Source organism: Pseudomonas sp. BTN1 (genome assembly GCF_001907715.1).
GTDB classification, from domain to species: domain Bacteria; phylum Pseudomonadota; class Gammaproteobacteria; order Pseudomonadales; family Pseudomonadaceae; genus Aquipseudomonas; species Aquipseudomonas paracarnis.
The window spans coordinates 1-21,569 of sequence record NZ_MPBM01000019.1 but is presented as its reverse complement, the minus strand read 5'-3'; the positions used below and the strand labels follow the sequence as shown (position 1 = coordinate 21,569).

Below are 21,569 nucleotides of genomic sequence, written 5' to 3'. Positions count from 1 at the left end.
GTCATACCTCGTTGAGCGATTGAGCGGCATCCAATGCCGCGCGGCCCCGGGGGCCGTGGAAATATTCGTGAATCCAGGCGTCGTCCGTTTCCGAAACGACATCGATGGCGTCGGCCACCAGCACTTTCTTCTGCGCCAGCACCGCCACACGGTCGGTGATGGTGTACAGCGTGTCGAGGTCGTGGGTGACCAGGAACACACTCAAGCCCAGCGCATCGCGCAGGGTGAGGATCAGTTGGTCGAACTGCGCCGCGCCAATCGGGTCGAGACCGGCGGTGGGTTCGTCCAGGAACAGGATGTCCGGGTCCAAGGCCAGTGCGCGGGCCAGTGCTGCGCGCTTGATCATGCCGCCGGATAACGAGGCCGGGTATTTGTCGGCCGCCGACAGCGGCAACCCCGCCAGGGCCAGCTTGACCGCCGCCAGGTGCTCGGCATCGGCGCGGCTGAGGCCGGCGTGCTCGATCAATGGCAGAGCCACGTTCTCGGTCACCGTCAGCGAGGAAAACAGCGCGCCCTTCTGGAACAGTACGCCAAAGCGGCGTTCTACCAGTGAGCGTTCATGTTCAGGCAGGCTCGGCAGGTTTTTGCCGAACACCCGCACTTCGCCCTCGCTGGGGCGCCGCAGGCCAACGATGCTGCGCAACAACACGGATTTACCGCTGCCAGAGCCCCCCACCACCGCCAGGATCTCGCCCTTGTACAAATCCAGGTCGAGGTTCTCATGCACGCTTTGGCTGCCGAAACGGTTGCACAGGCCACGTACTTCAATCACCGCCTCAGTGGGCGCACGGTGTAGACGACTCACCAGCCCATCTCCATGAAGAACATCGCCGCGACCGCATCCAGCACGATCACCACAAAGATCGATTGCACCACGCTGGACGTGGTGTGCGCGCCGACCGACTCGGCACTGCCGCTGACTTTAAAACCTTCCAGGCAACCAATGGCCGCGATCAAAAACGCAAAGATCGGCGCCTTCACCATGCCCACCAGAAAGTGCTGCACGCCAATGTCCGATTGCAGCAGCGAAAGAAACATCGCTGGCGAAATATCCAGGGCCACCGCACACACCACACCACCGCCGACGATCCCCGAGAGCATCGCCAGGAAGGTCAGCATCGGCAACGCCACCAGCAGCGCCAACACGCGGGGCAATACCAACAGCTCCATAGGGTCCAGGCCCAATGTGCGGATGGCGTCGATTTCTTCGTTGGCCTTCATTGAACCGATTTGCGCGGTGAACGCACTGGCGGTACGGCCGGCGATGAGGATTGCGGTAAGCAACACGCCGAATTCGCGCAGGAAGGAGAAGGCCACCAGGTCCACGGTAAAGATCGTCGCGCCGAAGCTCTTGAGCACAGTGGCGCCGAGGAAGGCCACGACGGCGCCGACCAGAAAGGTCAGCAGAGCGACGATAGGCGCCGCATCCAGGCCGGTCTGTTCGATGTGGGCGACCATGGGCGTCAGGCGCCAGCGTTTGGGCCGCCAAATGCCGCGGGCGAAGGTTTCGAGGATCAGGCCGATAAAGCCCAACAGCTTCATTGCGTCTTGCCAGACCGTGTCTACTGCACGGCCGATGCGAGCCAACACTTGAATGCCGGCGGCCTCTTCCGGCTCTTTGATCGGTACGCAAAAGTCATTCAGGGAGCGGTAGACGGTCTTGAGCAGTGCACGGTCGGCGGCTGCCAGGGTGCAATCGGTCTGTTCGGCAGAGTGTTCGATGCGTGCAGGGCCCAGCAGCTCTACCAGCAGCGAGGCGCCGGCGGTATCCAGCGCGCCGAGGCCGTTGAGGTCAATGCGGGCGCCGGCGTCGTATTGGCCGTCGAGTGCGGCCGACAGCTTCTTCAGGTCGGCGTAGTGGGCCAGCGTCCAGTCGCCGGTAATCCGTAGCGAAGGCGGGGTGCTGGACGTATCTAGATGGGCCGCGCCGGCCGTCGTGCGAGTGGTCATAAGCTCCGAGCTTGTTTGGCTATCCACAATTGCTACGTAATAGCACGATCCGGCTTACTTTGGGTTGTCCGCTTGTGCTGTGTCTATCACCTTGAAGCGCAGAACGCCGATGACTTGCCCGTCTTCGGTGAGCACCTGCACCTGCCAGCGCCCTACGGCGTCACCGGGGAAGTTCTGCTTGTGGGTCCAGGCGCGATAGCCTTCCTTGCGCCCACCATGGATGTCCAGGGCAATGCGGTCGACTTCCTGGCCGTTGAATTTCCACACATGGTAAATCCGCTCATCCAGCCCGCGTGGTGCGTTGATGGCGGTGTACGCATACAGCCCACCGCTGCGCAATTGGGCGGAGGTGACTTGCTTGAGGTCGTCGCCCGGCGTGCGGTCTTGCAGTTGGGTGCTGATGGCGACTTCGGTCATCCACAGGGTGGCGGGCGGTACCCAGCTGCGCAGGAACCAGCCGGCGCAGCCGATGGCGGCCGTTACCCCCAGCAGCATCGCCCAGCCCTTGAGGCTACGCAGCGGCAGGCTGACGGCCAGGCTCGGGATCGACAGGACCATGGCCACGCCCAACGCCAGTTTGTAACTCTGGGCGGTGGTCAGGTGCATGATGATCGGCAGCGCGGTCAGCAACGCGGCGAATAGGGTCAGGGTGTGCAGGGCCAGGAATAGCGAGCGTTTGGGCGCCAGCCATTTGTAATACAGCGGGTCGATGATCGACACCAGCGCCGCTGCGCCGAGCAGGCCAGTGAACAACGATTGGCCGCTGTTCCAGGCGGTGGTGACGAAAAAGAAGGGCAGGACGAAAAACAGACTTTCCTGGTGGATCATCTGGGTGGCGTAGCGCAGCAGCGGTTCAGGGATCTCGCGATTGAAGACTTTGGTGAACAGTTGCGTAAAGCTGTTCTCCAGCATCAGCCACAACCAGCTCACCAGCATGATCACCGCGATCCAGCTGGCCATGCCCTGCTGGCGGTCTACCAGGATGAAGCTGCCCACCCCCGAGATGAAACCGCCGAGTGCAATCACCCCTGGGTAGCGCTTGATCAGTTCTATAACGCGCTGGATGAGGGGCGGCAAGTTCGGCATGGGCGGTTCACTGGTTGTGGGAAAAATCTCAGACAGAATAACGCCTTGGCCCGATATTCTGTGCCTCATTACTCAACAGGTTTGCGATAAAGCCTCAGGCCGATCAAACCAAGGATGATCAGGCCCAGTACGCCCGCACCGATCCAGGTCAAGGCGTCATAACTCAACAGCGGTTTTTCGATGCGCCAGTAGCCCGGCTGCTGGAACGCTTCGCGCATGGCCTGGTTGGTTTGCGCCAGGCTCACGGCCTTGATGCGTTTGACCGGGTCGCTGAAACGTCCATTGGAGTAGTCGCCGGCCGCACTCCAGTAATAGTCGGCCAACGCGCTGTTGCCCTGCACTGCCCAGGCTTGGCGGGCAATGGCGGCTTGTTGCAGGCGTGTGAATACTGTTGGGTCGAGGCCATCCTTGAGCAGTTGGGCCTTGAGGTCTTGCAAGACCTGCTCGGCTTCAGCGAGGTTTTCTCGCTCAAGGTCGGCATTCAGGCTGAGGAACCCAACGCCGCCGAGCACTTCGCGTTCTACCCACGGGCCGTAGGACAAACCGTGCTTGAGGCGCAGTTGCCGGTACAGCGCCCAGTCGAGGTAGTCCTTGAGCAGGTTGTAGGTTTCATCATGCTGGTCGTCCAGCACAGGCTCTGGGAACAGCCAGTGCAGCTTGGCGCCATCGCCCACCCAGCCGCGGATCAGGTCGCGGTGGCTGGCGGCGGTATGCTGGATTTCCGGGAGGGGGCGATGTTCGCTCGGCTCCACTGGGTCGAGTTGACCATAGGTGCGTTCCAGGTAGGCGGGCAGCAGTTTGTCGAGATCGCCGACGACGATCAGGGTCATGTTGTTCGGCGCGTACCATGCTTTGCGCAGCTTCTCCAACGAGTCGCGGGTGAGGTGGCTGACCTCGGCGCGTTCGGCGCACTTGAGGCCCAACTCCACGGCCAATTGGTTACTGGCGCTGTGACCGAGGTCTTGGCGATCCAGCAGGCGTTGCAAGTGTGAATAATGGCCGCCGTCTTCGCGCTCCACCACCTGTTTGGCGGCGTTGATATGAGCGTCGGTCAGTTGCGTGCGCGTGAGGATTGCCAGCAGCAAGTCCAGTACTTTGCGTTGGTTCTGCGCGGGCGCCTCGATCACGAAGGTAGTGTCGGCGTTGCTGGTGTAGGCGTTCCACTCGCCGCCCAGGGCTTGCATGCGGTCTTCGAGGTCGCCTTCGCCGCCGCCATCGATGCCGCTGAACAGCAAGTGCTCGAACAAGTGCGGCAGTTCTTTTTCTTCGCAACCGAAGTCGTCCAGGCCCACCCCAACCACCAGGCGAATAGCCACGTGCCCACGCTCGGTACCCGGTTTGAGCAGCAGTTGCAGGCCGTTGGGCAAGGTGTAGCCCTCGACTTGCAGGCGGTCAAAGGCAAAGGTGTGTACCGAGCCCAAGAGCAGGCAGGCGAGTAACAGGCGACGCATAACAAGCTTCCTGGCGAATGAGGTCCATTGTTAACTGACTTCGCTCGCGGGCGTACGTTCAGGGTGAATGGGTGATGTCGGCAATACTTTCGGCGGAGAGCGCGCCAGTGTCGGACGTTTCCAACACTACATAAGCACTGCTGCAAAACAACGAGTTCAAGCGTTTCATGTCGGCAATCAGTTCCAGATGCAGGGAGCTGGTTTCCAGGCTCTGCACGATCTTGCGCTGCAAGCGGCTGACATGGGCGTGGGCCAGGCGGCGTTCCTGGGCGCGGAAGCGGCGCTTTTCTCGCAGTAATTGGCGGGCGCTTTCCGGGTCGCCGCTGAGAAACACCGACAGGCCCAGGCGCAGGTTGGCGATCAACTGGCTGTGCAGGCCGCTGAGTTCCTCCAGGCCCACTTCGGAAAATTGCCGGCGCTGCGAGGTCTTCTGTTGCTGGACCTTACGCAGCATGCGTTCGATCAGGTCACCCGCCAATTTCAAGTTGATCGACAGCTCGATGATCTCGGCCCAGCGGCGGTTGTCCTGTTCACTCAGGTCTTCACGGGGCATTTGCGCCAGGTAGAGTTTGATCGCGCTGTAGAGCGCTTCGACGTCATCGCTCAGGCTGCGCATTTCTTGGGTAACGGCGGTTTGGTTGCCGCGCAGCACTTCCTGCATCGAAGTGAGCATATTGTCGATCAAGTCACCCAGGCGCAGGGTTTCGCGGGCAGCGTTCGCCAGGGCCAGGCTTGGGGTATTCAACGAGGCCAGGTCCAGATGGCGAGGTTTGGCTTTGCCATTGGTTTCGGGGCGTTCCGGCAGCAGCCATTCGCACAGGCGTGCCATGGGCCCGATGGTGGGTAACAGGATCAGGCAACGGCTGACGTTGTAGAGCAGGTGAAAGGTGATGACCATGCCCTGAACGCTGTAGTCCAGGCCGTCCATCCAGCCCACGAGCGGGTCAAGCACCGGAATGATCAGCAACAGACCGATCAATTTGTACAACAGGCTGCCCAAGGCCACTTGGCGACCGGCAGTGTTTTGCATGCTGGTGCTGAGAAAGGCCAGTATACCGCTGCCGATGTTGGCGCCGATTACCAGGCCGATGGCCACGTGCAAGCCGATCACGCCGGCACCGGCCAGGGTGGCCGTGAGCAGCACCGCAGCGAGGCTGGAGTAGGAAATCATGGCGAACAGCGCGCCCACCAGGGCGTCCAGCAAGATATCGCCGGTCAGCGAAGCGAAGATGACTTTCACGCCCTGGGCATGGGTAATGGGCCCGGCGGCTTCGACGATCAATTGCAGCGCGAGGATGATCAGGCCCAGGCCGATCCCCACCCGGCCTAACTGTCCTGCCCGCGTCTGCTTGCGCGACAGGAAGAAAATCACCCCGAGGAAGATCAGCAGCGGCGACAGCCAGGACAAATCGAACGTCAGCACCCGCGCCATCAAGGCCGTACCGACGTCGGCGCCAAGCATGGTGGCCAAGGCCGGCGTGAGGCTCATCAGCCCTTGGCCGACGAACGAAGTCACCAGCATCGCGGTGGCGTTACTGCTTTGCACCATGGCCGTCACCAGGATACCGGCGACAAATGCCAGCCAGCGCTTGGACATGTTCTGCCCGATGACTTGGCGCAAATTGGAACCGTAGACCCGCAGGATGCCGGTTCGGACGATATGCGTGCCCCAGATAAGCAGGGTCACGGCGGAAAGCAGATTGAGCAAGGTCAGCATGCTCGGCCCCCCGTGTGGGTGCGCTCCAGCAGGAGCGAAGGAAAGTTACCGCGTGCCGCTCTACGTCTTGTACCTAAGCTGTAGTTGGCGAATGGGCTCTGCGCCAGCATCGCATAGCTAAACTTGGGATTGAAACAAAACTGTCATGAAGATCGTTCCCCACGCTCGGCGTGGGAACGCATCCTGTGACGCTCTGCGTCACTTTGCGGACGCGGAGCGTCCGAGAGGGCATTCCCACGCGAAGCGTGGGAACGATCACTCGCGGGTCAAATTTACTGACCCGGAATGTCCTTGCGCAGTTTCACTGGGTCCTGCTGTTTCTTCTTTTTCGCGATGGCGGTACGCATCTTGATGTTCACCGCTTCCACCGCCAGCGAGAACGCCATGGCGAAGTAGACGTAGCCTTTTGGCACGTGTACGTCGAAGGATTCAGCGATCAGTACGGTACCCACGACCAGCAGGAACGACAGCGCCAGCATTTTCAGCGACGGGTGCTTGTCGATGAACTCGCTGATGGTGCCGGCAGCCAGCATCATCACCAATACCGCAACGACGATGGCGGCAACCATCACAGGCACGTGGGAAACCATGCCGACGGCGGTAATCACCGAGTCCAGGGAGAACACGATGTCGATGATGGCGATCTGGATAATGGTGTAGATGAACTTGCCACCGGCGCCTTTGGGCTCGTCGTGGGTTTCATCTTCACCTTCCAGCGCGTGGTACATCTCCTGGGAGCTTTTCCACAGCAGGAACAGGCCACCGAAGAACAGGATCAGGTCACGACCGGAGATGCCTTGGCCAAACACGACGAACAGGTCGGCGGTCAGTTGCATGACCCAGGTGATCGACAGCAGCAACAGGATGCGCGTGACCATGGCCAGTGCCAGGCCGAAGATCCGGGTGCGCGCCTGCATATGCTTGGGCATGCGGCTGACCAGGATCGAAATCATGATGATGTTATCGATGCCCAGGACGATCTCGAGAGCCGTCAGGGTGAAGAAGGCAATCCAGATTTCCGGATTGGTCAGCCATTCCATGTGTATTCCTTTGAGCAAGTGTTAACCGCGCAAGCTGTAGCGCCGCGCGGTGAGTGAGTCGGTACGATTATAGAGTGCTGAACAGCGGAAAAATCCCCATCAGCAGTGCGGCGAACATTATGCACAGGCACACCAGCACTGCCCACTTGAGCGTGAAGCGCTGGTGATCGCCGAATTCGATACCCGCCAGGGCAACCAGCAAGTACGTCGAGGGTACCAGTGGGCTGAGCAAATGCACGGGCTGCCCGACGATCGACGCCCGCGCCATTTCCACCGCGGTGATGCCGTAATGGCTGGCAGCTTCGGCCAGTACCGGCAGTACGCCGTAGTAGAACGCATCGTTGGACATGAAGAAGGTGAACGGCATGCTCACCAGCGCGGTGATCACCGCCAGGTAAGGGCCCATGGCTTCGGGGATGACCGCCAACAGGCTCTTGGACATGGCGTCGACCATGCCGGTGCCCGACAGGATGCCCGTGAAGATACCGGCGGCGAAGATCAAGCCCACCACCGCCAATACGCTACCGGCGTGAGCCGCGACGCGGTCTTTCTGCTGCTGCAGGCACGGGTAGTTGACGATCATGGCGATACTGAACGCCACCATGAACAGCACTGGCAGCGGCAACAGGCCGGCAATCAGGGTGCACATCAACGCCAGGGTCAGGGCGCCGTTGAACCAGATCAATTTCGGACGGCGGGCGTCGGGGAATTGCGACACGCTGATTTCGCTGTGGTCGATCTCGTCGCCCTGCAGGTGCAATTCACCCAGGCGCGCACGTTCGCGCTTGCCGTACATGTAGGCAATCACCAGGATCGCCACAACACCGGCGGCCATGGCCGGGATCATCGGTACGAAGATGTCCGACGGGTCTACATGCAGCGCACTGGCGGCGCGCGCCGTCGGGCCGCCCCAGGGGGTCATGTTCATCACGCCACCGGCGAGAATGATCAGGCCGGCCATGATCCTTGGGCTCATGCCGATGCGCTGGTACAGCGGCAGCATGGCCGCGACGCAGATCATGTAGGTGGTGGCACCGTCACCGTCCAGGGACACCACCAGGGCCAGCACGGCGGTGCCGACCGACACCTTGAGCGGGTCGCCCTTGACCATCTTGAGGATCTTGCGCACGGCCGGGTCGAACAGGCCGGAGTCGATCATCAAGGCAAAATAGAGGATGGCGAACATCAGCATCACGCCGGTCGGCGCAAGCTTGGTGATGCCTTCGAGCATCATCGGGCCGATCTTCGGTGCGAAACCGCCGAACAGCGCGAACAGGATCGGCACGATGATCAAGGCGATCAGCGCGGACAGGCGCTTGGTCATGATCAGGTACATGAACGTGATGACCATGGCAAAGCCAAGGAAAGTCAGCATAGGAATACTCCAGGCGTAGCGCGGCTAGGGAATGGCGAACCGAGTGGCGGTCAGCGCAGAACGAAAGGCACGAGGCGTACGGGTGGAGTCGGAGCGAACAGGCGGGTACGAGCGGACATCGGGAATCACCATTGTTGTTGTTAACAGCCGGTCTGTTGCCGGCAGTGAGGGCGATCCTAGACGGGGAAGCTTTCAGCCAGCTTTCGCTGAGAAAACAGCTGATGAAGGGCAGGCATCATTCTTCAGGTTGGTGCAGAACAAAATGTGGGAGCTGGCTTGCCTGCGATGGCGGTGTATCAGCCAACATCTCTTATGGCTGTGACACCGCCATCGCAGGCAAGCCAGCTCCCACATTTGGATAGTAGTCGCTGCCAGACTATCAGGGTAGCTCCAGGCCGCCGGCAGCTTTGTGCAAGGCTCGCAAATGCTCACCCACCTGCTTGAGGTTGGCTTCACACGCGGCGATCTCGGCGGCGCGGGACGGATCGAGCAGCGCCCTCACCTCCTTATCCAGCTCGCCGGTCAACGACTGCAACTGTTTCTGGCGTTCGGCGCTTTCTGATTCAAGGCGCTTGGCTTCCGAAGGTTGCGGCAGGCCATAACCCCCGCTGTCCAGCAACTCGGCCGGGCGACTCAGGAAGCCGCTGTTGGCGAGAATTTGCTGCAGCGTGTTGTTGGCTTTCTCCATGCCGCCGTATTTCAGCTCGCGGGCATTGAGGTAGCGTTGTTTGACCTCATCCTGGGCGAGCATCAGTTGCTTGCGATAGCTGGCCTGCTCCAGCAGCAACAGCGCGGCGCTGGTGCGCAGGTCGGCCTGGCTGAACCATTGGCGACGCGCTTGCGCATCCAGGGACAACCAGTCTTCGACCTGGGTCTGCTTGATCGGCAGTTGCTTGCGCAGCACATCGAACATGGCCTGGTAGCGCTCGCGGAACGAGTCGAAGTGATACCCCAGCCGCAGTGCCTCGCGCTTGTCATTCAATACGCTGGTATCGGCCAGGCCGCGGGCGCTGAGCACTTCCAGCAAACCGTTGGGGGTGATGTTGTCCAGGCCGGTCAATTGCGGGTTGGCGCTACCGCTGCGCAACAGTTTCAGGCTTTCGACCGCACAATTGTTGGAGATGAAGAAGTAGTTGCCGTCATAGCTCCAGTGCATCTGCGCCGCCTGTTCGACGGTGTCGTTGATTTCCTGACGGCTGAGCTTCAGCGGCACCGACGCCAGGCCACGCAGTTCGGTCTTGGTGTATTCATCAATGACCTGGGCCAACGGCAGTACGAACAGCCGCGACGGGTATTTACCCACCAGGCCATCCCAGCTCGACAGCTGGACGTCACCGACGAAGGCGCGGTAGGACAGCACCAGATGCCGGTCCAGGTCCAGCCGGCAATCCGGGCCACGCGGGCGGCCCGGCGCACAAATCACCAGGCGCAACATGCTATGGCCCCAACGGCTCACCAGGTTCTGGTTGGCTTCGGCCAGCAGATAGTCGATTTCATACACGCGCTCCGGATCGATCTGGCCCAGGGGCGTCTTGGCGAAATCGTTGCCCGCGTTCAGGAAGGCATAGGTACTGGCGCAGGTGTCCTGTTCAGGCGGGGCCCAGCCGAAGTGATCCTTGTAATAACGGAACAGCGCGGGGCGGCGACAGGCATAGCTGGGGTCCAGGAGGAAGTACTCCATGTTGACCGCCACGAACTCCAGCGGGCTGGTGGTTTCGTAGATGTCCGGGCTGCGTACTACCTGATGGTTGTGCTGCTCACGCTCTCCGCGCCGACCCACATATTGTGGCCAGCCGGCAAGATCCAACAGGCGTGGGTCGTCACTGAGGGTAAAGCGGCGGTCGTTCTGGCCACGGCACTGGTCGGGCAAGCCGATCAAGCCGGTAATGTTGTTCTGACGGCTGCAGCGCTGGATCAGCGTGCGCTCGTCCTGGGACCACAGGCGCGCACGGTCATAGATGTGGGTCAGTTCATGCAGCACGGTGGCGAGCATTTCCCGGCGCACCGTACCGTGGGGGCGATTGGTTTTCTGGGTGGCGGCGCTGCCGTCAGTCAGGCTGGCGAGCAGGTTCTGGTTGAGGTCCAACTCGGACACCAGGGATGCCTGCCCGTAGGCATTGTCAGGCATCTTGTCGGTCCAGCCGACATCAATACGTCGGTCCAATTGCTCGACAAAGCGCGGCGGCAAGGAGCGCAGCGCTTCATCCAGCAATGCCTGGCTGGCCTGCTGTTCGGCCGGGCTCAAGCCTTCGGTCTTGAGCCGCAGTTGCAGGCCGGCCTGGGCCGTACTCGCGCACAGCAGCACGGCCCCGGCCAGGAGCCAGGTTTTGAGGCGCCTCACAGAGCGAGGATAGCTTCTGCGAGGGTCTGGTCGCTGGCATCACGGGCTTCTGGCACGCGGGTGCGAAGGGTATCGAACGCGGCTTCCAGCTGGGCGCCACGGATCTCGCCATTGGTGGCGACGAAACTGGCGGCGTCATCGTGGGCTTCGCGCACGATCTTGGAGTCGCGGATGGAGGTGGTGGTGTCCGAGGTGAAATCAATGGTGCGCGCCGAGGCACGCACGACGATGTTGCTGGTGGCCTTCAAGGTTTGCGCCTGGGCGACATCGGCCAAAAACAGCAGGCCGAGGGCGGCGACGATCAGCGGGCTACGCATGGGGTGACTCCAATGACAAAGATAGAAATACAACGATGATTATTGGACGAGAATTGCTTGCGCCAGTTCAAGGTCGCTTGCATGAAGTTTTGGCTGGGTGCGGCGCAGATAGTCCAGCGCGGACTCCAGGCGTGCGCCCCGCCATTGGCCGTCAGTGGCAATGAAAGCGGCAGCATCATCCCGAGCGGCCAGGACCAACTTATTGTCGAACGGCGCAGAGGTCACTTTGCTGGTGGCATACACGCTGACAACCGTGCTCTGGGTGGACACATCCAACGCTGAAGCCATGGGTGACCAGCAGGCGCAAAACAGTACAGGAACACTCAATAAACGGTATGAAAAAGCCATGGGACTCGACAACTGAAAGCGAGCGCCAAGGCTAGCGCAACGGCCGGGCGAGAGCCAGCGCCGAGCCATCCGGGAGCGGCAGGCGCTCCCGTCTGGTTGCCGTGGGTCAGATAGCCAGGATGGCCTGTGCCAGCTGCGCATCGGTAGCGGTATTCAATTGCGGCGCTTGTTGGCGGATCTGGGCCAGGGCGCTTTCCAGTTTCACGCCACGGATGGCGCCTTGGCTGGCGACAAAGCTGGCGGCGTCGTCACGGGCCGCTTGTACGACCTTGTTGTCGCGCAGGGATGAGGTGGCATCAGACGTGGCATCGGAGGTTGCCTTCAGAGCGCCGACGATCGAGTCAGTCGTCATGATCAGGCTGCTCGCGTTGGCATTGGCAGCCAGAGTCAGCACAGCGGCAGTGCACAGCAGGCGAAGACGGGACATGGGGTAACTCCTGTAGACGAATAATAAGGTGGCGCGAAACGGCCACAATGAAACGGACTGGGACTGTCGAGCATCAGACGCACGCTCTACAGGGTTCGCCACGTGGTGAACCGATATTAGGCGTGTGCAGGGCTATTCGGAAGCCTGTAATTAAACTGTACCTGTCATATTTTATAAAATTAAAAACTGTATCTGTGGGCTTGAATCGAGCCAATCCAATGCGCTATCACAGATACAACAAAGCCCGCCTCCGGTTACCCGGGGCGGGCTTTGCTTTGACAAATCAGGGTGCTGGCAGTGGACCCGTCAGGTCAGGGCCAGCGGGCGCCACTTAGCGCCAGAACGGCTTGCTCAGCTCTTCGTAGCGTTGAGCTTCGCTGATACCGGCGTCAGCCAGCAGACGCGAATCCAGGCGAGCCAACTGGTGGCGGCTGGAGATGCGGCGCTGCCACAACATCAGGTTGGCGAGAACGCGCAAAGGCAGGGAAGCCTGGGTGTTTACAGCTTTTTCTTCGAAGAACAGTTCGGAACTGAGTGTACGTTCCATGATGACATCCTTCCGCTTGTGGCGGGATTAGGTAGTGGTTTAACTGATGCCAATGATCCTCCTCCGAGGCAAGACTCTCTAGATACAGTTCACCTGTATTGTGAGAGGCCAGTTAACTGTTTAGCGAGGCTGTACGGTACGAAATTGGGGCAACTGTACCTGTGCGCACTTAAAAGGTGCGAAATAGGCATTTTTGAGTTGGTGTGTGGGATATTTCGGTAGGAAATGACCAGTACAGCAGTACAGTTTTTTCCATAAGTGCGGGTGGGTTCACCGAGCTGATGAAACTGTATTTGCATCAGCCCGGATCTGTATTCATCAAGCCTTGAGCATGTGCCCGGTTTCTTCCAGGTTAATGTGCCAACTCAGTGCTTCGCGCAAGATGTGCGGCGTATGCCCACCGATGGCGCAGGCGGCATCGAAGTAAGTGTCGAGGGCATCGCGGTAGGCTGGGTGCACGCAGTTATCGATGATCACCCGAGCGCGCTCCCGTGGCGCCAGGCCCCGCAGGTCGGCAAGGCCTACTTCGGTGACGAGAATGTCCACGTCATGCTCGGTGTGGTCCACATGGCTGACCATCGGTACCACGCTGGAAATTGCGCCGCCCTTGGCAATGGACTTGGTGACGAAGATCGCCAGGTGCGCATTGCGGGCGAAATCCCCGGAGCCGCCGATGCCGTTCATCATCCGCGTGCCGCAGACGTGGGTGGAGTTGACGTTGCCGTAGATATCGAACTCCAGCGCGGTATTGATACCGATGATGCCCAGGCGCCGTACCACTTCAGGGTGGTTGGAAATTTCCTGCGGGCGCAGCACCAATTTGTCCTTGTAGTGCTCCAGGTTGCCGAACACATCGGCATTGCGTCGCTCCGACAAGGTAATCGAACTGCCGGAGGCAAAGCTCAGCTTGCCGGCGTCGATCAGGTCGAAGGTCGAATCCTGCAACACTTCCGAGTACATGGTCAGGTCTTCGAACGGCGACTCGATCAATCCGCACATCACCGCGTTGGCAATATTACCGATGCCGGCTTGCAGCGGGCCGAGCTTGTTGGTCATGCGCCCGGCATCGACTTCTTGCTTGAGGAAGTTGATCAGGTGATTGGCGATGCCTTGGGTGTCGCTGTCAGGCGGCGTTACCGTGGAGGCGGAGTCCGCCTGGTTGGTGATGACGATGGCGACGATTTTCTCGGGCGGGATCGGAATCGCGGTGCTGCCGATACGGTCGTCGACTTTCACCAGCGGGATCGGCGTGCGCGTCGGCCGGTAGGTCGGGATGTAGATGTCGTGCAACCCCTCCAGGTTCGGGTTGTGCGCCAGGTTGATCTCGACGATCACCTGTTTGGCAAAAATCGCGAAGCTGGCCGAGTTGCCTACGGAGGTGGTGGGCACGATATGGCCCTGCTCGGTGATCGCGACGGCTTCGATCACGGCGATGTCGGGCAATTTGAGCTGATTGTTGCGCAGTTGCTCGACGGTTTCCGACAGGTGCTGGTCGATAAACATCACCTCGCCGGCATTGATCGCCTTGCGCAGAGTGCTGTCGACTTGAAAGGGCATGCGTCGTGACAGTACGCCGGCTTCGGTCAACTGCTTGTCCAGGTCATTGCCCAGGCTGGCGCCGGTCATCAGTGTGATTTTGAGTGGCGAAGTCTTGGCGCGTTCGGCCAAGGCGTGGGGGACGGCCTTGGCTTCACCGGCACGGGTGAAGCCGCTCATGCCGACGGTCATGCCGTCCTCGATCAGTGCAGCGGCGTCTGCCGCGCTCATGACCTTGTTCAACAACGAAGGCAAGCGGATACGATCACGGTACATGAATTGTTATCTCTGGCTACGGAAAGCAAGGTGGGCAGTGTAGTGATTTCAAAAAGTTTCGGCCCGCTACCATGGTCGAATGCCAGGTCGCGATTTAGAGCCTTTGGTCGGGTTTCATGTGTGTGCAAAGCGGGACGCAGAGCATCCCTGGATGCGTTCCCACGCGGAGCGGGGGAACCATAAAAAAACCCCAGCCTACGTGAGGCCAGGGTTTCAGGTATTGCGCTGGCGCAGTGTTATTCGACGGCCTTGACCATGTCTTCGATGACCTTCTTGGCATCACCGAACACCATCATGGTCTTGTCCAGGTAGAACAACTCGTTATCCAGGCCGGCGTAGCCGCTGGCCATCGAGCGCTTGTTGACGATGATGGTCTTGGCCTTGAACGCCTCGAGAATCGGCATGCCGGCGATGGGTGAGTTCGGGTCGTTCTTGGCGGCCGGGTTGACCACGTCGTTGGCGCCCAATACCAGCACCACGTCGGCCTGGCCGAACTCGGAGTTGATGTCTTCCATCTCGAACACCTGGTCGTAAGGCACTTCGGCCTCGGCCAGCAATACGTTCATGTGCCCCGGCATACGGCCCGCCACCGGGTGGATCGCGTACTTTACGGTGACGCCGTGGTGGGTCAGCTTCTCAGTCAGCTCCTTGAGCGCGTGTTGTGCCCGCGCGACCGCAAGGCCGTAGCCTGGGACGATAATTACGGTGTCGGCGTTGGTCAGCAGGAAGGTGGCGTCATCAGCGGAGCCGGACTTCACCGGGCGTGCTTCTTTGGAGCCCGCCGCAGCGCCAGCATCCGGCGCGTTGCCGAAACCGCCCAACAGCACATTAAAGAAGGAGCGGTTCATCGCCTTGCACATGATGTACGACAGGATCGCGCCGCTGGAGCCCACCAGGGAACCGGCGATGATCAGCATCGAGTTGTTCAGCGAGAAACCGATGCCCGCCGCTGCCCAGCCGGAATAGCTATTGAGCATCGACACCACCACGGGCATGTCGGCGCCGCCAATCGGGATGATGATCAGCACACCCAGCACGAAGGCCAGGGCCAGCATCAGTGCAAATGCGCTGAGATTGCCGGTGAACATGAACGCCAGGCCCAGGCCCAGGGTTGCGAGACCGAGCACCAGGTTCAGTTTGTGTTGGCCGCCGAACTGTACCGGTGCGCCCTGGAACAGGCGGAACTTGTACTTGCCCGACAGCTTGCCGAATGCGATCACCGAGCCGGAGAAGGTGATTGCACCGATAGCGGCACCGAGGAACAATTCCAGGCGGTTACCGGTCGGTATCGAATCGCCCAAGTGCTTGACGATACCCAGGGACTGCGGCTCGACCACGGCGGCAATGGCGATGAACACCGCTGCCAGGCCGATCATGCTGTGCATGAAGGCGACCAGCTCGGGCATCTTGGTCATTTCAACACGCTTGGCCATGATCGAGCCGGCGGTACCGCCAACCAGTAGGCCAACGATGACGTAGCCGATACCGGCAGTCGCCAGTTCAGCCCCCAGCTTATAAATGAGGCCGACGGTGGTGAGCACCGCCAGCGCCATGCCGAGCATGCCGAACAGGTTGCCGCGCCGCGAAGTGGTCGGGTGCGAGAGGCCTTTAAGGGCCTGGATGAAACAGATCGACGCGATCAGGTAGAGCGTCGTCACGAGATTCATGCTCATTACTTGGGCGCCTCTTCTTTTACTTTCGGGGCTTTCTTCTTGAACATCTCAAGCATTCTGCGGGTGACCAGGAAGCCACCGAAGACATTTACCGCCGCCAGGGCCACGGCCAGTGTGCCCATAGTCTTGCCCAACGGGGTGACGGTCAGCGCGGCAGCCAGCATGGCGCCGACGATGACAATCGCGGAAATGGCGTTGGTCACGGCCATCAGTGGCGTGTGCAATGCAGGTGTTACGTTCCAGACCACGTGATAACCGACATAGATCGCCAGCACAAAGATGATCAGGTTGTAGATACCGGGGGAGATAAGCTCTTCCATCGTCTGAATCCCTGCTTAGGCGTTTTTGCGGATGACTTGGCCGTCGCGGCACATCAGGCACGCGGCGACGATGTCGTCTTCGAGGTTGATTTCAAACTGCCCTTCCTTGGTGAAAACCAGCTTCAGGAAGTCCAGCAGGTTGCGCGCATACAAGGCCGACGCATCGGCGGCGACAGCGCCCGCCAGGTTGGTCGGGCCGCAGATGATCACGCCGTTTTCCACCACGACCTGGTCGGCCACGGTCAGCGGGCAGTTGCCACCTTGGGCTGCAGCGAGGTCGATGACCACCGAGCCGGGTTTCATCTGCGCCACGGTATCGGCGCTGAGCAGGGTCGGCGCCTTGCGGCCCGGGATGAGGGCAGTGGTGATAACGATATCGGCCTGTTTGGCGCGTTCGTGCACGGCCAGGGCCTGGCGTTGCATCCAACTGCTGGGCATCGGGCGCGCGTAGCCACCGACACCGACGGCGCATTCACGCTCTTCATCGGTTTCGTACGGTACGTCGACAAACTTGGCACCCAGGGATTCGATCTGCTCCTTAACCGCCGGGCGTACGTCGGACGCTTCGATCACCGCGCCCAGGCGCTTGGCCGTGGCGATGGCTTGCAGGCCCGCCACACCGGCGCCGAGGATCAGTACGCGCGCGGCTTTTACGGTGCCGGCAGCAGTCATCAGCATCGGCATGAAACGCGGGTAGTGATGAGCGGCGAGCAACACGGCCTTGTAACCGGCGATGTTGGCTTGCGAAGACAGCACATCAAGGCTTTGAGCGCGTGAAGTGCGCGGCGCGGCTTCCAGGGCGAAGGCGGTGATGCCGCGCTCGGCGAGCTTGGCGATGGTTTCGTTGCTGAACGGGTTGAGCATGCCCACCAACACGGTGCCACTTTTGATCAGCGCAAGTTCGCTGTCGCTTGGGGCAACCACTTTGAGAATCAGCTCGGCGCCAAACGCGTCGTTGGCACTGCCAATGGTGGCGCCTGCCGTTTCATAGGCACTGTCGACGATGCTGGCATTGATGCCTGCGCCGCTTTGTACAGTGACCTTATGGCCCTGGCCGATCAGCTTCTTGATGGTTTCCGGGGTGGCAGCCACCCGCGTTTCACCGGTCTGGGTTTCGAGAGGAACACCAATGTGCACGTCAAATCTCCTGCATGATCTTTTTGCTTTTGATCTTTTTGTAAAAAGGCCAGTGCACCGCGAGTGGCGCAACTGGGGCGGCCGATCAGCACGATCCCGCTGAAATGACAGCGGGGCGCGGCATTTTGCAGGCGAACTTTACGGCCATCAAGGGATTATGACGGGTGACGAAAAATTAACTACAAGTCACCCTGTGACTGATTGTCGCAACAAGCTGAAATAACCTCTTTAAATACAGGTCTTTAAAGGTGTTCAGGCGTTTTCGCTCCGTTTTTCCATTGCCAGTGTGAATAGTCGTGCATTGGCCGGTAAGAGTCGCTACGAGCCATGAGATACATGCCTTTTAGCCTTATTTTGGGCTGACAAGTACAGTCTGTTTAAATGCGACATATACGTACATCTGTAGGATCTTAATTTATCTGACTACAAAGTCAGCAATTGCGATTTGTCCTTTATTTACATGGGTTGTAGCGTCTTGACTGGTCGAGCAGCCAGTCCCTGAATGCATGCAGTGAGGCGGATTCGACCTTTTTGTCAGGAATCATCAGGTAATAAGCCTTTTCGCTGGTCAGTGCTTCGGTGCTCGCGATTACCAGTTGTTGCTCCTTCAGCTCCCGCTGTATGAGGAAGGGAGGAATCAGTGCGATGCCCATGTCATGCATGGCCGCTTGAGACAGCATCGAGAATAGCTCGTATCGAGGGCCTGTCATGTCGCGAGGGATGCTCAGGTGTTGGGCGTTGAACCATTGGCGCCAGGCGTAGGGGCGTGTGGTCTGCTGCAACAGGGGCAGCTCGGCGATCTGTTGAGGGGTGAAGTGCGTGCGGTCGCCGAGTAAGCGCGGGCTGCATACCGGTACCGGGTTTTCGCCCATTAACCTGTGGGATTGCGTACCCGACCAATCGGCATCCCCGAAGTAGATCGCCGCATCGAACTCAGTATCGGCGAACAGGAAGGGGCGTGTGCGGTTCGTCAGGTTCACCGTGACTTCCGGGTGCTGATGTTGAAAGTCTTTCAGGCGTGGGATCAGCCACTGCGTGCCGAAGGTAGGTACCACCGCCAGTTCGATCACATTGGCGCCCTGCTGGCCCATCACCGACAAGGTGTCGCGCTCTACGGCGTCCAGTTGCGTTGCAACCCTGCGGCTATAAGACAGCCCCGCCTCCGTCAGCTTCACCCCACGGCGTGAGCGGCGAAACAGCTCGACACTCAAAAACTCCTCCAGGCTGGCGATCTGTCGGCAAATCGCGCCTTGGGTGATGGAAAGCTCCAAGGCTGCCTTGGTGAAGCTCTCGTGCCGGGCTGCTGCCTCAAAGCTGATGAGCGCGGTGGTACTGGGGATTTTCCTGCGCATGTACGTTGCCCTCACAGATAAAGCGCATTTCTGGGCTTTTTTAGTGTTACGAAGTGAGAAATTAGCACAAGCCTATGCAAAAACCTCGTTTGCCCTCTGCGCTGACCGCGCCTAGTCTGGTTCCACGACTTCTGATTTTTTCCGCGAGGACTTATTCATGGCTGGCAAGGCAAGCTTCAACTGGATCGATCCACTGCTGCTGGATCAACAGCTCACCGAAGAAGAGCGCATGGTGCGTGACAGCGCCGAGCAATTTGCTCAGGACAAGCTGGCTCCCCGCGTGCTCGAAGCCTTTCGCCACGAAAAGACAGACCCTGCTATTTTCCGCGAGATGGGCGAGACCGGTTTGCTGGGGGCGATGATCCCTGAGCAGTACGGTGGCAGTGGCTTGAACTATGTCAGCTACGGTTTGATTGCTCGGGAGGTGGAGCGTGTCGACTCCGGCTATCGCTCGATGATGAGTGTGCAGTCTTCCCTCGTCATGGTGCCGATCAATGAGTTTGGTACCGAGGCGCAAAAACAGAAGTACTTGCCCAAACTGGCCTCTGGTGAATGGGTCGGTTGCTTCGGGCTGACCGAGCCCAACCATGGTTCCGACCCAGGTGCGATGATTACTCGTGCACGCAAAGTGGATGGCGGCTACAGCCTGACCGGCGCGAAGATGTGGATCACCAACAGTCCGATTGCGGATGTGTTTGTGGTGTGGGGCAAAGACGATGCTGGGGATATCCGTGGCTTTGTCCTGGAAAAAGGCTGGAAAGGTCTGAGTGCTCCGGCAATCCACGGCAAGGTGGGGCTGCGGGCCTCCATCACCGGTGAAATCGTCATGGATAACGTATTTGTGCCGGAAGAAAATATCTTCCCGGATGTACGGGGTTTGAAAGGGCCGTTTACCTGCCTCAACTCGGCACGGTACGGGATTTCCTGGGGGGCGCTGGGGGCTGCTGAGTTCTGCTGGCATACCGCACGCCAGTACACACTCGACCGCCAGCAGTTTGGTCGCCCACTGGCTGCCACTCAGCTGATCCAGAAGAAGCTGGCAGACATGCAGACCGAGATTACCTTGGCCCTGCAAGGTTGCCTGCGCCTGGGTCGGATGAAGGATGAGGGGACGGCGGCGGTTGAGATCACTTCGATCATGAAGCGTAACTCGTGTGGCAAGTCATTGGATATCGCGCGCATGGCCCGGGACATGCTGGGCGGCAACGGTATCTCCGACGAATTCGGAGTGGCGCGCCACTTGGTCAACCTTGAGGTGGTCAACACCTATGAAGGGACCCATGACGTGCATGCCTTGATCCTGGGGCGCGCGCAAACCGGTCTTCAAGCGTTCTATTAATAGGAGCATGGGCATGGGCGCGCTTTCGCATCTGCGAGTGCTGGATTTGTCGCGAGTACTCGCGGGCCCCTGGTCCGGGCAGATTCTTGCAGACCTTGGGGCTGAGGTGATCAAGGTCGAAAGGCCGAGCAGCGGCGATGACACGCGCGCTTGGGGGCCGCCCTTCCTTAAGGATGCGGATGGCGAAAATACCAGTGAGGCGGCGTATTACCTGTCGGCCAACCGTAATAAAGAGTCGGTGACCATCGACTTTACGCGGCCGGAAGGCCAGAAGCTGGTGCGTGATCTGGCCGCCAAGTCGGACATCCTGATCGAAAACTTCAAGGTGGGCGGCCTTGCAGCGTATGGGCTGGACTATGAATCCCTCAAAGAGGTCAACCCGGAGCTGATTTACTGTTCCATCACGGGGTTTGGTCAGACGGGCCCCTATGCGATGCGTGCCGGCTACGATTTCATGATCCAGGGTCTGGGCGGGCTCATGAGCCTGACCGGGCGGCCTGAAGGGGATGAAGGCGCCGGGCCGGTAAAGGTTGGCGTAGCCTTGACCGACATCTTGACCGGGCTTTATTCGACCGTCGCGATCCTGGCTGCGCTAGCTCATCGCGATCACGATGGTGGTGGGCAGCATATCGATATGGCGTTACTGGATGTGCAGGTGGCTTGCCTGGCGAATCAGGCGATGAATTACCTGACAACCGGGGCGCCGCCCAAGCGCCTGGGGAATGCTCACCCTAATATCGTGCCTTATCAGGATTTTCCTACGGCCGATGGAGATTTCATCCTCACCGTAGGCAATGACGGGCAGTTCCGTAAATTCGCTGAAGTCGCTGGGCAACCGCAATGGGCGGATGACGTGCGTTTCGCCACCAATCGCGCACGGGTAGCTAATCGTGCGGAGCTGATTCCTTTGATTCGCCAGGCGACGGTCTTCAAGACGACCGCTGAGTGGGTGTCGCAGCTGGAGCAAGTGGGCGTGCCGTGTGGGCCCATCAATGATCTGGCGCAGGTGTTCTCCGATCCTCAGGTCCAGGCGCGGGGTTTGGCGATTGAGTTGCCTCACGCATTGGCGGGGACGGTGCCCCAGGTTGCGAGCCCGATACGCTTATCCAAGACGCCTGTGGAGTACCGGAGTGCGCCTCCTCTATTGGGGGAGCATACGCTTGAGGTGCTGCAGGGGGTTTTGGGGTTGGGAGCTGCTCATGTGGCCGCACTGAAGGAGGCGGGCGTTATTTGAACTTCCCTTCTATATAGACGCGCAGTGGATGCCGGCTGTTTTTTAACCGAAGCTAACTTATTGATAGAAAAGCAAAATTAAGAGTTGACGGCGAATTATATCT

General features: G+C 59.8%; 19 protein-coding genes. 2 read left to right on the top strand and 17 right to left on the bottom strand.

Annotation, left to right across the window (positions count from 1 at the left end; all coding sequences use genetic code 11):
* Position 1 precedes the first annotated feature (1 nt).
* The 17 genes from BMH52_RS07725 to BMH52_RS07640 form a co-directional block, all read right to left on the bottom strand.
* Positions 2–805, bottom strand: coding sequence for an ABC transporter ATP-binding protein (locus BMH52_RS07725; protein ID WP_014716351.1), 804 nt, complete (start codon positions 803–805; stop codon positions 2–4).
* A complete protein-coding gene (locus tag BMH52_RS07720; RefSeq protein WP_014716352.1) occupies positions 802–1,950 on the bottom strand; it encodes an ABC transporter permease in 1,149 nt (382 codons plus the stop codon). The genes BMH52_RS07725 and BMH52_RS07720 overlap by 4 nt, the downstream gene beginning before the upstream one ends.
* A gap of 54 nt (positions 1,951–2,004) precedes the next feature.
* A complete protein-coding gene (locus tag BMH52_RS07715) occupies positions 2,005–3,036 on the bottom strand; it encodes a DUF5924 family protein (protein WP_020301398.1) in 1,032 nt (343 codons plus the stop codon).
* 68 nt (positions 3,037–3,104) lie between these two features.
* On the bottom strand, positions 3,105–4,487 hold the full coding sequence (locus BMH52_RS07710; protein WP_073843324.1) for a pitrilysin family protein: 1,383 nt from the start codon (positions 4,485–4,487) through the stop codon (positions 3,105–3,107).
* 58 nt (positions 4,488–4,545) lie between these two features.
* Positions 4,546–6,204 carry a Na/Pi cotransporter family protein gene (locus BMH52_RS07705; RefSeq protein WP_073843322.1) on the bottom strand — a complete coding sequence of 553 codons (1,659 nt, stop codon included), beginning with the start codon at positions 6,202–6,204 and terminating at the stop codon, positions 4,546–4,548.
* A gap of 272 nt (positions 6,205–6,476) precedes the next feature.
* A complete protein-coding gene (locus tag BMH52_RS07700; protein ID WP_014716354.1) occupies positions 6,477–7,244 on the bottom strand; it encodes a TerC family protein in 768 nt (255 codons plus the stop codon).
* A gap of 67 nt (positions 7,245–7,311) precedes the next feature.
* Positions 7,312–8,619 (bottom strand): CitMHS family transporter, encoded by a 1,308-nt coding sequence (locus BMH52_RS07695; protein ID WP_073843320.1) that lies wholly within the window; start codon positions 8,617–8,619, stop codon positions 7,312–7,314.
* Positions 8,620–8,998: 379 nt separating this feature from the next.
* Entirely contained in the window at positions 8,999–10,960 is a 1,962-nt protein-coding gene (locus tag BMH52_RS07685) for a DUF4105 domain-containing protein (RefSeq protein WP_073843316.1), read from the bottom strand.
* The gene (locus BMH52_RS07680; protein WP_003187408.1) at positions 10,957–11,277 is read right to left on the bottom strand and encodes a DUF2388 domain-containing protein; all 321 of its coding nucleotides are present in this window, start codon (positions 11,275–11,277) and stop codon (positions 10,957–10,959) included. Before BMH52_RS07680 ends, BMH52_RS07685 begins: the two co-directional genes overlap by 4 nt.
* A gap of 39 nt (positions 11,278–11,316) precedes the next feature.
* Positions 11,317–11,625 carry a DUF2388 domain-containing protein gene (locus BMH52_RS07675; RefSeq protein ID WP_032894275.1) on the bottom strand — a complete coding sequence of 103 codons (309 nt, stop codon included), beginning with the start codon at positions 11,623–11,625 and terminating at the stop codon, positions 11,317–11,319.
* A gap of 106 nt (positions 11,626–11,731) precedes the next feature.
* On the bottom strand, positions 11,732–12,052 hold the full coding sequence (locus BMH52_RS07670; protein ID WP_056790582.1) for a DUF2388 domain-containing protein: 321 nt from the start codon (positions 12,050–12,052) through the stop codon (positions 11,732–11,734).
* Between the two features lie 331 nt (positions 12,053–12,383).
* Positions 12,384–12,599, bottom strand: a complete 216-nt coding sequence (locus BMH52_RS07665; RefSeq protein ID WP_003187413.1) for a DUF1127 domain-containing protein — start codon at positions 12,597–12,599, stop codon at positions 12,384–12,386.
* Positions 12,600–12,917: 318 nt separating this feature from the next.
* A complete protein-coding gene (locus tag BMH52_RS07660; protein WP_073843314.1) occupies positions 12,918–14,411 on the bottom strand; it encodes an acetyl-CoA hydrolase/transferase family protein in 1,494 nt (497 codons plus the stop codon).
* A 236-nt stretch (positions 14,412–14,647) separates the two neighbouring features.
* A complete protein-coding gene (locus BMH52_RS07655) occupies positions 14,648–16,084 on the bottom strand; it encodes an NAD(P)(+) transhydrogenase (Re/Si-specific) subunit beta (protein WP_020301394.1) in 1,437 nt (478 codons plus the stop codon).
* A complete protein-coding gene (locus BMH52_RS07650; protein ID WP_003187417.1) occupies positions 16,084–16,404 on the bottom strand; it encodes an NAD(P) transhydrogenase subunit alpha in 321 nt (106 codons plus the stop codon). The genes BMH52_RS07655 and BMH52_RS07650 overlap by 1 nt, the downstream gene beginning before the upstream one ends.
* Positions 16,405–16,419: 15 nt before the next feature.
* Positions 16,420–17,541: a Re/Si-specific NAD(P)(+) transhydrogenase subunit alpha gene (locus BMH52_RS07645; protein WP_003187419.1), complete on the bottom strand. Its 1,122-nt coding sequence runs from the start codon at positions 17,539–17,541 to the stop codon at positions 16,420–16,422.
* 452 nt (positions 17,542–17,993) lie between these two features.
* Entirely contained in the window at positions 17,994–18,893 is a 900-nt protein-coding gene (locus BMH52_RS07640; RefSeq protein WP_032903964.1) for a LysR family transcriptional regulator, read from the bottom strand.
* A 157-nt stretch (positions 18,894–19,050) separates the two neighbouring features.
* Here BMH52_RS07640 and BMH52_RS07635 point away from each other — a divergent pair, with 157 nt between their 5' ends.
* Both BMH52_RS07635 and BMH52_RS07630 read left to right on the top strand, forming a co-directional pair.
* Complete coding sequence (locus BMH52_RS07635) at positions 19,051–20,232, top strand: acyl-CoA dehydrogenase (RefSeq protein ID WP_072435331.1); 1,182 nt, start codon at positions 19,051–19,053, stop codon at positions 20,230–20,232.
* A gap of 13 nt (positions 20,233–20,245) precedes the next feature.
* A complete protein-coding gene (locus BMH52_RS07630; protein WP_014716358.1) occupies positions 20,246–21,466 on the top strand; it encodes a CaiB/BaiF CoA-transferase family protein in 1,221 nt (406 codons plus the stop codon).
* The last annotated feature ends 103 nt before the right edge of the window (positions 21,467–21,569 follow it).

What these genes read in the sequence shown, in the direction of transcription:
- BMH52_RS07640 (WP_032903964.1), bottom strand. Translation starts at nt 18,893, where the DNA reads ATGCGCAGGAAAATCCCCAGTACCACCGCGCTCATCAGCTTTGAGGCA.
- BMH52_RS07655 (WP_020301394.1), bottom strand. Translation starts at nt 16,084, where the DNA reads ATGAGCATGAATCTCGTGACGACGCTCTACCTGATCGCGTCGATCTGT.
- BMH52_RS07720 (WP_014716352.1), bottom strand. Translation starts at nt 1,950, where the DNA reads ATGACCACTCGCACGACGGCCGGCGCGGCCCATCTAGATACGTCCAGC.
- BMH52_RS07680 (WP_003187408.1), bottom strand. Translation starts at nt 11,277, where the DNA reads ATGCGTAGCCCGCTGATCGTCGCCGCCCTCGGCCTGCTGTTTTTGGCC.
- BMH52_RS07635 (WP_072435331.1), top strand. Translation starts at nt 19,051, where the DNA reads ATGGCTGGCAAGGCAAGCTTCAACTGGATCGATCCACTGCTGCTGGAT.
- BMH52_RS07715 (WP_020301398.1), bottom strand. Translation starts at nt 3,036, where the DNA reads ATGCCGAACTTGCCGCCCCTCATCCAGCGCGTTATAGAACTGATCAAG.
- BMH52_RS07710 (WP_073843324.1), bottom strand. Translation starts at nt 4,487, where the DNA reads ATGCGTCGCCTGTTACTCGCCTGCCTGCTCTTGGGCTCGGTACACACC.
- BMH52_RS07700 (WP_014716354.1), bottom strand. Translation starts at nt 7,244, where the DNA reads ATGGAATGGCTGACCAATCCGGAAATCTGGATTGCCTTCTTCACCCTG.
- BMH52_RS07670 (WP_056790582.1), bottom strand. Translation starts at nt 12,052, where the DNA reads ATGTCCCGTCTTCGCCTGCTGTGCACTGCCGCTGTGCTGACTCTGGCT.
- BMH52_RS07630 (WP_014716358.1), top strand. Translation starts at nt 20,246, where the DNA reads ATGGGCGCGCTTTCGCATCTGCGAGTGCTGGATTTGTCGCGAGTACTC.
- BMH52_RS07675 (WP_032894275.1), bottom strand. Translation starts at nt 11,625, where the DNA reads ATGGCTTTTTCATACCGTTTATTGAGTGTTCCTGTACTGTTTTGCGCC.
- BMH52_RS07660 (WP_073843314.1), bottom strand. Translation starts at nt 14,411, where the DNA reads ATGTACCGTGATCGTATCCGCTTGCCTTCGTTGTTGAACAAGGTCATG.
- BMH52_RS07650 (WP_003187417.1), bottom strand. Translation starts at nt 16,404, where the DNA reads ATGGAAGAGCTTATCTCCCCCGGTATCTACAACCTGATCATCTTTGTG.
- BMH52_RS07695 (WP_073843320.1), bottom strand. Translation starts at nt 8,619, where the DNA reads ATGCTGACTTTCCTTGGCTTTGCCATGGTCATCACGTTCATGTACCTG.
- BMH52_RS07665 (WP_003187413.1), bottom strand. Translation starts at nt 12,599, where the DNA reads ATGGAACGTACACTCAGTTCCGAACTGTTCTTCGAAGAAAAAGCTGTA.
- BMH52_RS07705 (WP_073843322.1), bottom strand. Translation starts at nt 6,204, where the DNA reads ATGCTGACCTTGCTCAATCTGCTTTCCGCCGTGACCCTGCTTATCTGG.